Origin of the sequence: Streptomyces mutabilis (genome assembly GCF_014649815.1) — a bacterium.
Taxonomy (GTDB): Bacteria; Actinomycetota; Actinomycetes; order Streptomycetales; family Streptomycetaceae; genus Streptomyces; species Streptomyces mutabilis.
Genome location: NZ_BMTT01000002.1, coordinates 85,008 through 97,626, shown reverse-complemented (window position 1 = coordinate 97,626; position 12,619 = coordinate 85,008). Strand labels below are relative to the sequence as shown.

Here is a 12,619-nt window from a genome sequence, read left to right as displayed (position 1 = left end):
CAGCCCTCCGTGCGTAAGTGACACCTCCCAAGAGGGGCAGCCCCCGTGCGCACGCCACGAAAACCGGATGTCGTCGTTCCCCTCATCGGTGCAGGTGGACCGGAGAGGGGACGGACACATGGCGGGGCGGCTTGCTGTCGACGGTGACGAGCTCGGGCGCTTCATGAAGTCGCTGAGGAAATCGTCGGCATCACTCAGGGGCGTCCGCAAGGCGCTGTCGGACGCGACCATCACCGGCCTGGGTACGGATGACCTCGACTCGGCGTGCGAGGCATTCCAGGAGGACTGGAAGTACGGCTCGGAGGAGATCGGCAAGCAGTCGGATGACCTTGCCGACATCATCGGCAAGAGCAAGGACAGCTACCTCGAGGTCGACAAGGCGCTCGAGGAGGCCGTGCGGAAGTCGTGCGAGGTCAAGAGCGGCGGCGAGAAGTGACCGTCGGCGCCGGGCAGGATCAGTACGGGGCCGCCCTGGACCCGCGTTCCCGGGCGGACCTGGGCAAGCCGCAGGGCCTCAAGTCGGCTCCGCGCATCCCCAACCCCGAGTATCCGCATCTCGGTTTCAACCCCGTACCGGGCGACACGGAGACCGTGCGGAGCCTGCGGAAGAAGCTCAGTGGTTGCGCCGACGTACTTCAGGAGACCTACGACACGGTCACCAAGCTCCTGGACGGCAGCTACTGGAAGGGCGATGCCGCGGTCGCCTTCCGCGAGCAGCTCGACAGGGGACCGCTGCCGCTGAACCTCAGGAACGCGGCACACTCCGTCCGCAAGGCGGCCAGACAGCTGAGCCGCTGGGAGGGCGAACTCGACGACTTCCAGCGGCGTGCCAAGAAGCTCGACGAGGACGCGAAGGACGCCAGGGCCGCGGTCGTCCGCGCACAGGGGCGCGCGGACGAGGCGGGTGAGGACCCCGACCTCAAGGCAGAGGGTGCCGATCGCCATACCGCGCGGAAGGCATTGAGGCACGCGAACGGGGCGCTGGATGACGCCGAGAGCGAGCTGCGGAAGATCATCGGCAAGGCGAAGAGTCTGGCCGAAGAGCACGAGGAGAAGGCCGGACACCGGGCCGGCAAGATCCGCGACGCCACGAAGAAGCTGGTGCCGCACGAGCCGGGGTGGTTCGACGAGGTACTGGACTGGCTGGGCGACAACCTGCCGGACATCCTGAGCTTCACGGCGGGACTCATCGGCGTGGTGGCGCTTCTGCTGTCGGGGCCGTTGGGGTGGGGGCTGGCGACGGTTGCGGCGCTGATGCTCACGGCTTCGGGGTTGAGCGCGACGGCGCTCGTTCTTCGACTGACCGATCCGGAAGTCCAAAGCTCACTCGTGGACGGCGTCACCAAAGGCGAGTTCGATGCTGACTTCTGGAGCAACGCTGTCTCGGTGGGCGCTGACATCATCGGGGTGCTGCCCGGGCTCGGAGCTGTTGTGAAGGGGGGTACGGAAGCGGCACACGCCATTCGCGCGGGGGCCCAGTCGCTGAGCTTGTCGCAGAAGGTGTCTGCCTACGGTTCGCATTCACTCGTTGAAGCAGGAAGCATCGCCGGACTGGAGAACCGATTCGTTGCGCGAGCTGTGCGCGGCTTCAGCGACCCCGAGAAGGCTGCAAAGGTAGTCACCGCCACTTCAGGCATGGCCGGGGTCGCTACAGGAGGATTCGGTTTGTACAACAAAGCGGTTGATGCTGACGACGACGGCATCAAGGACGGCGCGGTTGCAGGTATCGACGGATCCCGCTTGATCCTTGACAACGGCGGCGTCATCAGTCTTGTCCGTCATGTCTTCTGACGCCGAGCAGAGAGAGTAAAGAACTGTGAACCTCGCCTTCTGCCCAACGGCTTGGGGGCATCCACCCACGCGATGGGGATGGATGTCACATGTGGCTATGAACATCCTTGGGCTGATCGGCTGGGCCGGTGGTTGGGTCTTGCTGCTATGGATCTCGACCTGCACGCCCAACTGGGTCTCATGGGTATTCGCGCCGTACTTTATTTACGGGCCATATCGAGTCATCATTCAGCTGAGGTATTTTCCTCCGGCGTTCGTGATGTTGCGCATCCTTCGAGCATATCCGTGGCAGATATTCCCGAATCTCCCCCGAGGGCTGACCAAACGCCCCGAGGTGGAGGGTAAGCACTATGGCTGGTTCGAGTTCCCCAACCCGGCTGACGCCGATCAACAGTTGCCCCTCGTCTTCTCCCACCACCTCCGCACGGAATGGTGGTCCCGCCGCATGGCCCCCCGCGCCAAGCCCAGCCTGAAAGCAGACATCGAAACCCTGTGGTTCGCCGGTGACCCACGGTTCATCGGGCTCGTCGCCGCACCCACGCGACGCGGTACCGCCCCTCGCCGGCTGCATGTCCTCGAGCAGCGCATGCATGTGCGGAGCGGATGGCGCTTCGCCGACTGGGGCGCTACCCCCGATGACATCGAGCGCGGTCGACGCGCGGGCGTCCATCCCCTCCAACCCTGATCCCGAAACGAGGCGTGCATTGAGGTCCGGTGTGCTCATCGTCGATGAATCCGTCGACGATCCCCATGCAGAACTCTGGTTCGCAGAACCCGCCGGGTTCACGCCTCTGCCATTGGATGCTCTGCTCGCCGAGCCGGGAACCCCGCGCGCCGACGCATTACGCGCGGCTGCCGCGCCCCTGCTCGAATCGGCACCCAGCGAGTCGGCTCGACAGAAGCTCATCGCGCTCCTCGCCTCGGGGCAGCGGATGCTGGGAGCGCTGAGTGAGTGCGGCACCGTCCACTGTTCGGTCGGCCTGCATCACGATGACATCCAGGGCTCGGTCCGTGGGGGCGCACAGCCTCTGCTCTCCCTGTTCACCATCTCGTGGCGCGACACTGCGGTGGCCCCACGTGCGGCGACCGTTGCCCGTGCTGCGGCCGAATCGGTGGACCATAGTCATGTCGAATACATCGAACTGCCCATCGGTCCTCTCACCATCAGTGAGGCCGTGCTCTGTCCGGCAACCAATAGCGGTGTCCCTCAACTCCCCCTCCTGCAAATCCACGCCCACCTCCCCCACCCCGACTGCAGGCGCCTCGCCGTCCTCACGCTCAGTACCACCGCCACCGCCCGCAGGGAGGAGTACCGGGCGATTCTGCGGCAGGTCGTCGAGACGGTCCGTTTCGAGAAGCCCTTGGGTGCTGACTCGTAAAGCGGTTGTCCGGCGGACGAGCCGCAGGTAGGAAGGCACACATGACTGGACTCGGTGCCGTTTTCCGCCCCCAGCTCGCCCCCGAGCGCCTGCGCGCCGTCGCTCGCACCGCCGATGAGGCCGGGCTGGAGGAGCTGTGGCTCTGGGAGGACTGTTTCCGCGAGGGCGGGATCTCCACGGCCGCCGCCGCGCTCGCGTGGACCGAGCGGGTGCGGGTCGGGGTCGGGCTGTTGCCCGTGCCCTTGCGGAACGTGGCGATCACCGCGATGGAGGCTGCGACGCTGCACCGCATGTTCCCCGGCCGCGCGATCCTTGGCGTCGGGCACGGTGTGCAGGACTGGATGGGGCAGGTCGGGGCTCGGGTGGAGTCGCCCGTCACTCTGCTGCGGGAGCATCTTCTCGCCCTGCGAGCCCTGTTGGGAGGGGAGCGGGTGACGACCGAGGGGCGGTACGTGCGGCTCGACGGTGTCGCGCTGGACTGGCCGCCCGGACAGGGCGTCGAGGTGCTGGCCGGCGCCACCGGGCCACGTTCGCTGCGGCTGGCCGGTGAGGCCGCCGACGGGACCGTTCTCACCGCGTCCACCCCGCCGGACGGCGTACGCCGGGCCCGGCGGTTGATCGACGAGGGGCGTGCGGCTGTCGGGCGGACGGACGCGCACAAGGTCGTCGTCTATCTGCTCGCCGCCACCGGTGCCGGCGCCCACGAGCGGTTGCGGGCCGAGCTGGTCGCTGAAGGGGACGAGAAGGTTCCGGATCTTGGCGTCGCCGGGGACGCGGTGGCCGTTGCCGGGGCCGTGCGGCGGTTGGCCGAGGCCGGGGCGGACTCCGTGATCCTTCAGCCGACCGGTGACGAGCCCGATCCGGAGGGTTTCGTGCGGTTCGCCGCCGAGGAGGTACGCCCCTTGGTGGGGTAGATCGTCGCTCTCTCCTCTTCCTCGGCCCCTTTCCTCGCTCTCCTTCTCCCTCGCCCTCTCCTCTTCGTTCCTCTCCTCACGCCCTCCCCTCCCGCACACGCACCGATACCGATGGGACTCCCATGGCACCGCCTGCCCCCCGTACCTTCGACGAGCTCGTCGCCGAAGGCGCCGCCGTCCCCACCGAAGGGTGGGACTTCTCCTGGTTCGAGGGGCGGGCCACCGAGGCGCGGCCCTCCTGGGGGTACAGCCGCTCCCTGGGCGGGAGACTCGCCGACGCCGGTGCCGTGCTGGACGTGCAGACCGGGGGAGGGGAGGTGCTGGACTGCGCCCTCGGGGCAGTGGAGCCCCGTCGGCCGCCCCTCCTCGTCGCCACCGAAGGGTGGCCCCCCAACGTCGCGAAGGCCACCGAACTGCTCCGCGCCCGGGGCGTCCCCGTGGTCGCCTCGCCCGACGACGCGCCGTTCCCCTTCGCGGACGGGGCCTTCGACCTGGTCGTGAGCCGGCACCCCGTCGTGCCGCACTGGTCGGAGATCGCCCGCGTCCTCGCGCCCGGTGGTACGTACTTCGCCCAGCACGTCGGGCCGGCCAGCGTGTTCGAGGTCATCGAGTTCTTCCTCGGACCGCAGCCGGAGGGGGCCCGGAACGACCGCCACCCCGACCGGGAGCGGGCCGACGCCGAGGCCGCCGGGCTGGAGGTCGTCGACCTGCGGGCGGAACGGCTGCGGATGGAGTTCCACGACATCGGTGCCGTCGTGCACTTCCTGCGCAAGGTCGTGTGGACGGTGCCCGGGTTCACCGTCGAGGCGTACCGGGACCGGCTGCGCGAGATGCACGAGCGCATCGAGACCGAGGGGCCCTTCGTCGCCCACAGCGCGCGTCACCTCTTCGACGTCCGCAAGCCCCACGCGTGAGGGGCCCCGACAGGGGCGGTGCGGAGGCGATCCGGTCGGCCACAGGGGGGTCCGTACGTCCGTCCGGGCCATGCCGTCGGCCCGGATGCCGACCGACGACTCCGCCGCGGGGAGGACCCGGGCGTGGACGCCGGGCATCGCACCGGCCACGTCGGCGACCGGCACGCCCGTTCGGGTGGACTTGGCCAAGAACTGTCGTCCGAGGCGTCGAGCGCTCACCGTGCTCCTAGTGATCCCAGCCGTCTTCGTCGTGAGGTGACGCCAGGGGAGGAGCGGGACGGTTCCCGGGCTTCACCGGTTCGCCGATGACGCGGCCGCGTATGGGATCTTCCGGGCGTAAAGCACATACATTCGCAAATGTCTGCGCGCCTGGAAAGAAGATGTGCAATCACCCGCGGATCCTCACAGGTTTTCCACATCGTTATTAATCGTTGCCCTTCTCGCGTCGAACCCGCCCCGCCTGATCACGTAAGTTCGGAGCCAGGTAATTCGCGTGAGCAAAGCTGCGTGTGTGGCACCGCGCAGTGGAGGGGGCTGCGCGGTGCCTGGTCAAGCGGGCGTTCGCCGGTGGGGTCACCCGGTGGAGGTGCGCGGGGGCGGTCCGCCGTGCGGTTGCCGACGGGTGCGGAGGGCTGCCGGCTAGCCCCTTCGGTGTGCTCCGGGTGCGGCCTTCCTTTCTTCATCCGCTCCGTTTTGGCCACGATTCGCGGCGGAATGACCGCTTCCATAGCCACCCGGGCGTCGCAGGGTGATTTCGGAGAGTAGTTTTGGCACGCCGATGCGCGCGGCATCCCTTACAACGGGTTATGGTGGAAGCCCCCCCTCGGGCCGGTCCGTCTCCCCCCCACGGACCGGCCCGTTTTTTGTGCCCTTTTCCGGAGGGGCGCGCGTGAGAAGCGCCCGAGGGGCGCCCGTCATGAGGAGTTCACCGGTGCGTCGTCCTGTGCCGTGGCATGGCGGCGCTCGTTCGAGGGCATAAGCCAAGCAGGTCGACGCCCGAACCACGGGTGTCGTATCTCAGCGGACGGCGCGGAGCCGTCCGCCCGGGAGGCCCTTTGCACCAGCCCCACCGTGCGGTCACGGCACGGAAGACGCGGCGGAGGGCCGGCTCGCGGCCCGCGCCAGTGCAGGGCGGCCGTCGACCGGTCGACTCGTTCCCGCTCTCCCGGCCCAGCGTCCACTCCGTCGCTCCCCGACCTCTTCCGAGGGGGTACGTCCTTCCGTGGTGACCAGCACAAAGCGCCACAAGCCAGATCGGCGCACCTACGTTCTCGACACCAGCGTCCTGCTGGCCGACCCGAACGCCCTGAACCGCTTCGACGAGCACGAGGTCGTGCTCCCGATCGTCGTGGTGACGGAGCTGGAGGCCAAGCGGCACCATCCCGAACTCGGCTACTTCGCCCGGCAGGCCCTGCGCCTGCTCGACGAGTTCCGGGTACGGCACGGTCGCCTCGACGCCCCCATCCCCATCGGGGATCTCGGCGGCACGGTGCGTGTCGAGCTCAACCACTCGGACCCCAGCGTGCTGCCCACCGGCTACCGCCTGGGGGACAACGACTCCCGCATCCTCGCGGTCGCCCGCAATCTGCAGGCGGAGGGATACGACGTCACCGTCGTGTCCAAGGACCTCCCACTGCGGATCAAGGCGTCCTCCGTGGGCCTGCTCGCCGAGGAGTACCGCGCCGAGCTCGCCATCACGGACGCCTCCGGCTGGACCGGCATGACCGAACTCACCCTGCCGGGTGAACAGGTGGACATCCTCTTCGAGGAGGGGCGGGTCTTCGTCCCCGAGGTCGCCGACCTTCCCGTGCATACCGGGCTGACCCTCCAGTCGGAGCGCGGCAAGGCCCTCGGCCGGGTGACGCCCGACGGCAGCGTCCGCCTGGTGCGCGGCGACCGGGAGGCGTTCGGCATCAAGGGCCGCAGCGCCGAGCAGCGGATCGCGCTCGATCTCCTCCTCGACCCGGACGTCGGCATCGTGTCGATGGGCGGCCGGGCCGGCACCGGCAAGTCGGCGCTGGCACTGTGCGCGGGTCTCGAGGCCGTGCTGGAGCGCCGGCAGCACCAGAAGGTGATGGTCTTCCGCCCGCTGTACGCGGTGGGCGGGCAGGAGCTCGGCTATCTGCCCGGCTCCGAGGCCGAGAAGATGAGCCCCTGGGCGCAGGCGGTCTTCGACACGCTGTCGGCGGTCACCAGTCGGGAGGTCATCGAGGAGGTGACCGCGCGCGGGATGCTCGAGGTGCTGCCGCTCACCCACATCCGCGGACGCTCGCTGCACGACGCGTTCGTGATCGTGGACGAGGCCCAGTCGCTGGAGCGGAACGTCCTGCTGACCGTGCTCTCGCGCATCGGGGCCAACTCGCGGGTCGTACTGACCCACGACGTCGCGCAGCGGGACAACCTGCGGGTGGGGCGGTACGACGGTGTCGTCGCCGTCGTCGAGAAACTGAAGGGTCATCCCCTCTTCGCCCACGTCACCCTGACGCGGTCCGAGAGGTCCCAGATCGCGGCACTTGTGACCGAAATGCTGGAGGACGGCCACATCTGAGGGATCAGGTCCCAAGACGGCCGATCGTGTGACGGTTGGCGCCGTCCGGAAGGCGAAGAGCCTAGCCGGGCGGCGTCGTCGCGTGTGTGGCTTTCCGTGAATCCCCTGGACCGAACGAGATGTGAGCTTTCACACGCAACACAGAATTGCCTCACCCCGTCGGGTTACGGCAGAGTCTCGTTCCTGTCAGGCCCCGCATACGACACAGCCGTACCCCCAGCGGTACGGCAGCACCGCAGGAACACCAGTCCCAACTCCATAGCAGCCGTCGTATGCCGCCCGAGCACCACGCGGCGCTCCCCTAGCGGGGAGTTGTCCACCGGGCCCGTGCCTTCCGTGACCCGTAGTTGGGGAGGCCAGCGCCAGGGGCACGATTGCGTCCGCGAGGGTCACCGAAGCGGGCGATGCTGGAAGGAAACCGTGTGAGCCGGATCTCGGTCCGGGGATTCGCAGTGGCCTCGGCCACGGCGGTCACCGCTGTCGGAAGTGTCGTCGGCGTTGCCTCGGGCAGCACCGCGCAGAACAACGACGCGGAAGCCACAGCAGCCGGTACGACGCTGCTTGCGGACATCCCCATGGGCGAGCAGGCGCAGGTGCAGACCGCGTCCCTGACGCAGCAGGCCGACGTACAGGCCATCGCCGCGGACGCGAGCGCCAAGAAGGACGCTGAGGAGGCGGCCCGCAAGGCAGCCGCCGAGACCGCCGTGGCCAAGCAGGAGAAGGCCAAGAGGGCGGCCGAGGAGGCCAAGAAGCGCGAGGCGGAGAAGGAAGCGGCCAGCCGCGACGCCCAGCGCGAGTCCACCAGCTTCGCCGTCCAGAGCTCCTACAGCACCAGCCAGATCCAGGCGATGGCCCGCTCGATGGTGCCCAGCGGCCAGTGGCAGTGCTTCAGCAACATCGTGGACCACGAGTCCAGCTGGAACTACCAGGCCGTCAACCCCTCCTCCGGCGCCTACGGCCTCTTCCAGGCCCTCCCGGCCGGCAAGTACGCCTCGGCGGGCGCCGACTGGCGGACCAACCCGGCCACCCAGATCAAGTGGGGCCTCAACTACATGGACAGCCGCTACGGCAGCCCGTGTGACGCCTGGGCCTTCTGGCAGGCCAACCACTGGTACTGAGCCACCGGTCACCGCCCGGCACCGTCCGGCCGCCCCACCGCTCAACCTCACGCAGCCCCTCGCCGTCTTCGGTGAGGGGCTTTCGCGTGCCCGCGATGTACGGTCGGACCGAAACGACTCCAGGGGGGAGTGGTGGGGAAAGACGGGGGAAGAGGACGGATCATGTCGCGAGTGCCAGGGTGGCTCGGTCGGCTCGGCGCCGGACTGACGCAGATGAGCAGGCGGTTGGAGCAGCGCCGCGAGGAGGCTCGGCGGGAGGGTCCCGACGACGAACCCGGGCCTGCCGACCATCACGCACCGACATCGCCGCGGGCGGCGTCCCCGGACCCCGACGCGGAGTCCGCCCCGACGCACCGCCAACTCGTGGTCCAGGCCCGCCCCGATCCCGCGCAGGCCGTCCCCTGGGGCGTACGGGTCGCCGCCGAGGCCGGGTGGCGGCTGCTGGTCCTCGCCGGGACCCTGTGGGTGCTGATGCGGGTCATCAGCGCCGTGCAGCTGGTGGTGCTGGCGTTCGTGGCCGCGTTGCTGATCACGGCACTGCTCCAGCCGACGGTGACGCGGCTGCGCCGGCTCGGGGTGCCGCGGGGGCCGGCCACCGCCCTGACCGCGATCCTCGGGTTCGTGGTGATGGGGCTGATCGGCTGGTTCGTGACCTGGCAGGTCATGGAGAACATCGACAACCTCTCCGACCAGGTCCAGGACGGCATCGACGAACTGCGCAACTGGTTGCTGAACAGCCCCTTCCACGTCACCGACAAGCAGATCAACGAGATCGCCAAGAACCTGCGCGAGGCGGTCGGCGCCAACACCGACCAGATAACGTCCGCCGGTCTCGAGGGCGTCACGGTGGTCGTCGAGGCGCTCACCGGCATCCTGCTGGCGGCCTTCTCGACGCTCTTCCTGCTCTACGACGGCAAGCGCATCTGGCAGTGGACCCTGAAGCTGGTGCCGGCGGCGGCCCGGCCGGGCGTGGCGGGTGCCGGTCCGCGGGCGTGGCGGACGCTGACCGCGTACGTGCGCGGCACGGTGATCGTGGCGCTGATCGACGCCATCTTCATCGGCCTCGGCATCTACTTCCTGGACGTGCCGATGGCCGTCCCGCTGGCCGTGTTCATCTTCCTGTTCGCCTTCATCCCGCTCGTCGGCGCGGTGGTCTCGGGCGCCCTCGCGGTCGTCGTGGCGCTGGTGACGCAGGGCGTGTTCGCGGCCGTCATGACGCTGGTCGTCGTGCTGGCGGTGCAGCAGATCGAGGGCCACATCCTCCAGCCGTTCATCCTGGGGCGCGCGGTGCGGGTGCACCCGCTGGCGGTGGTGCTGTCGGTGACCGCCGGCGGCATGGTGGCCGGCATCGGCGGCGCGGTGGTCGCCGTACCACTGGTGGCGGTGACGAACACCGTCGTCGGCTACCTGCGGGCGTACTCCCGTGAGGCCGCCGTACGGCAGGCGCCGAAGCCGCGCGGCGCGACGTCCACGGACGCGTCGCCGACGGAGCCGGGCGGGTCCGAGGGCCTCGGTGGCCCGGGAGCCGCCGCGGAGGCGGTCACGGAACCGTCGGCGAAGGACGCGGGGGACGGACCGTCAGGGGGCACTGCTCCGGCGTAGCGACGACCGATGGGCGGGTCCGGGGCGTCGGGTACGTGCGGGTCTGTCCGGCGGGTTCCGGTCCGGTACGGCGAGCATTGCCGGGCGGGACCGGGTCGGGTACGCGCAGATCTGACCGGCGCGTACCGGTCCGGTACGGCGAGAACCGCCCCGGCCCGCTTCGGCACGGCACGCTGACGACCCCCGAGCGGCGTCGGCCCGGCGTTGCGCGACCGCCGGCGGGCATCACCCCGCCGCGACGCAACCGGCCCCGCTCACCACCCCGCCGCCGCGACGCAACGGGCCCCGCTCACCGAGTCTTGGGTTCTAACGGTCCTCGCAACACCCGCGATCTGTGGGAGTTGCGGGGACCGTGGGCGTTGAGCGTGCTGATCTTGCGGGGTTGCGGGAGCGTTTCCTTGCGCGGTTGGATGTCGTGGGGAACGTGACCGTGGTGGCGCGTGAGCTGGGGGTGAACCGGAACACTGCATTCGGCTGGGCCCGGAAGGCCGGACTGCGTTCGCAGCGTCGGCGGCATCCCGGGCGCGACGAGTACGAGCGGCTTCGGGCCGCCGGTGTCGCACGCCGGGTTGCGGCCCGGCAGGTCGGTGTGAACGAGCGCACGGCCAAGGACTGGGACTGGGGCGTCAAGAAGAGCGGCACCACGCGCACCTACGCGGACGGCCGCCGTGTCGACTACGCGGCCGGGACCGTCACGATGTGCGGTGTGACCACGCCACCGGTGGGCCTGAGCGCCCTGGACGAGCAGCTCCACCCGCGATTCCTCGCGCTCGCCGAGCGCGAGAAGATCCGCGATCTGCGCGCGGCGGGGCAGTCGCTGAGGGCGATCGGACGGGTCCTGGGACGGCCGGCGAGCACGGTCAAGCGGGAGATCGACGCGATCTCGGGCAGCGAGGGCTACCAGCCCTACGCCGCCCACCGCGCCGCCGCAGCGCGCAGGCCCCGGCCCAAGGAGCGCAAGCTGCTGCGCGAGGGGCGGCTGCGCCGCTTCGTCCAGGACGGACTGCGCAGGCGGTGGTCACCGGAACCGATCTGCCACGCTCTACGCAAGGAGTGTCCCGACGACGAGAGCATGCGGGTGAGCGTGGAGACGGTCTACCAGGCGCTGTATTTCCAGGCCCGCGGCGGCCTGAAGCGGGAAGTGCAGGCGGCTGTCCGTTCCGGCCGCACCCGCCGCAGACCACGCCGGGACCCCCAGCGGCGCACGCCCCGGTTCATCGACCCGATGGTGATGATCAGTGACCGTCCCGCCGCTGTCGAGGACCGGGCCGTGCCCGGTCACTGGGAAGGCGACCTGATCATCGGCGCGGGCGGGCGCTCCGCGATCGCCACTCTGGTCGAACGGAGCACCCGTTACACCATGCTGGTCCACCTGCCGGGCGGAGCCCACGACGCCGAGACCGTCCGCGACGGCCTCGTCACCACGATCCAGACCCTGCCCGCCCACCTGCGCGGCTCCCTCATCTGGTACCAGGGCAGCGAGATGGCACGCCACAAGCAGTTCAGCATGGCCACCGACATGCCCGTCTACTTCTGCGACCCGGCCTCGCCCTGGCTACGCGGCTCGAACGAGAACACCAACGGACTCCTGCGCCAGTACTTCCCGAAAGGCACCGACCTGAGCGTCCACAGTCCCGAAGACCTCGAGCACGTCGCCCAAGAACTCAACGGCCGCCCACGCAAGACGCTCGGCTGGGATACCCCAGCCGAGCGTCTACGTGATCTACTCACCACCTGAAACCAAGTGGTGTTGCGACGACCCCTTGAACCCAAGGAGTCGGTGAGCGGGGCCCGAGTCGTACGCGGCCTCGCGGGACTACTGCGCGGCCAGCACGGCCTCCGCGTCCAGCGTGGCGCCGACGGCCTCGACAACGGCGGCGATCTTGAACGCCTCCTGGATCGTCTCGCGGTCCATACCGGCCTTGCGGAGCACCTGCTCGTGCGAGTCCAGGCACATGCCGCAGCCGTTGATGGCGGACACCGCGAACGACCACAGCTCGAAGTCGACCTTGTCGACGCCCGGGTTGCCGATGACGTTCATCCGCAGACCGGCGCGCAGGGTGCCGTACTCGTGATCCGACAGCAGGTGCCGGGTGCGGTAGAAGACGTTGTTCATCGCCATGATGGCGGCGGCCGACTTGGCGGCCGAGTACGCCTCGGGCGTGAGGTTCGCCTTCGCCTCCGGCTCCAGCTCACGCAGCACGATGGGGGAGCGCGAGGCGATGGCGGTCGCCAGCACGGTGCCCCACAGCTGCTGCGCCGGGAGGTCGGAGTTGCCGATGACCGAGCCCAGGTTGAGCTTCAGGTCCTTGGCGTAGTCCGGTACGGCGGACTTCAGGGAGTCGAGCGACAT

11 protein-coding genes are annotated in these 12,619 nt (G+C 69.4%); 10 read left to right on the top strand and 1 reads right to left on the bottom strand.

What is annotated here, in order from left to right:
* Positions 1 to 67 precede the first annotated feature (67 nt).
* The 10 genes from IE142_RS04585 to IE142_RS04540 all read left to right on the top strand — a co-directional run bounded on the left by IE142_RS04585 (position 68) and on the right by IE142_RS04540 (position 12,004).
* Entirely contained in the window at positions 68 to 436 is a 369-nt protein-coding gene (locus IE142_RS04585) for a hypothetical protein (RefSeq protein WP_229830157.1), read from the top strand.
* Positions 433 to 1,791, top strand: a complete 1,359-nt coding sequence (locus tag IE142_RS04580; protein ID WP_191884516.1) for a putative T7SS-secreted protein — start codon at positions 433 to 435, stop codon at positions 1,789 to 1,791. The genes IE142_RS04585 and IE142_RS04580 overlap by 4 nt, the downstream gene beginning before the upstream one ends.
* 97 nt (positions 1,792 to 1,888) lie before the next feature.
* On the top strand, positions 1,889 to 2,476 hold the full coding sequence (locus tag IE142_RS04575) for a hypothetical protein (protein ID WP_191884515.1): 588 nt from the start codon (positions 1,889 to 1,891) through the stop codon (positions 2,474 to 2,476).
* A gap of 31 nt (positions 2,477 to 2,507) precedes the next feature.
* Positions 2,508 to 3,170 (top strand): hypothetical protein, encoded by a 663-nt coding sequence (locus tag IE142_RS04570; protein WP_052412266.1) that lies wholly within the window; start codon positions 2,508 to 2,510, stop codon positions 3,168 to 3,170.
* A 41-nt stretch (positions 3,171 to 3,211) separates the two neighbouring features.
* Positions 3,212 to 4,084, top strand: coding sequence for an LLM class flavin-dependent oxidoreductase (locus tag IE142_RS04565; RefSeq protein WP_191884514.1), 873 nt, complete (start codon positions 3,212 to 3,214; stop codon positions 4,082 to 4,084).
* A gap of 122 nt (positions 4,085 to 4,206) precedes the next feature.
* On the top strand, positions 4,207 to 4,998 hold the full coding sequence (locus tag IE142_RS04560) for a class I SAM-dependent methyltransferase (protein WP_191884513.1): 792 nt from the start codon (positions 4,207 to 4,209) through the stop codon (positions 4,996 to 4,998).
* 1,222 nt (positions 4,999 to 6,220) lie between these two features.
* Complete coding sequence (gene phoH2 / locus IE142_RS04555; RefSeq protein WP_043380429.1) at positions 6,221 to 7,546, top strand: RNA 5'-3' helicase PhoH2; 1,326 nt, start codon at positions 6,221 to 6,223, stop codon at positions 7,544 to 7,546.
* A 422-nt stretch (positions 7,547 to 7,968) separates the two neighbouring features.
* On the top strand, positions 7,969 to 8,664 hold the full coding sequence (locus IE142_RS04550) for an aggregation-promoting factor C-terminal-like domain-containing protein (RefSeq protein WP_191884512.1): 696 nt from the start codon (positions 7,969 to 7,971) through the stop codon (positions 8,662 to 8,664).
* Between the two features lie 162 nt (positions 8,665 to 8,826).
* Positions 8,827 to 10,266, top strand: coding sequence for an AI-2E family transporter (locus tag IE142_RS04545; RefSeq protein ID WP_229830156.1), 1,440 nt, complete (start codon positions 8,827 to 8,829; stop codon positions 10,264 to 10,266).
* A gap of 589 nt (positions 10,267 to 10,855) precedes the next feature.
* Positions 10,856 to 12,004, top strand: coding sequence for an IS30 family transposase (locus IE142_RS04540; RefSeq protein ID WP_440862265.1), 1,149 nt, complete (start codon positions 10,856 to 10,858; stop codon positions 12,002 to 12,004).
* Positions 12,005 to 12,082: 78 nt separating this feature from the next.
* Here IE142_RS04540 and IE142_RS04535 read toward each other — a convergent pair whose 3' ends face one another.
* Positions 12,083 to 12,619: an alkyl hydroperoxide reductase gene (locus IE142_RS04535; RefSeq protein ID WP_191884511.1), complete on the bottom strand. Its 537-nt coding sequence runs from the start codon at positions 12,617 to 12,619 to the stop codon at positions 12,083 to 12,085.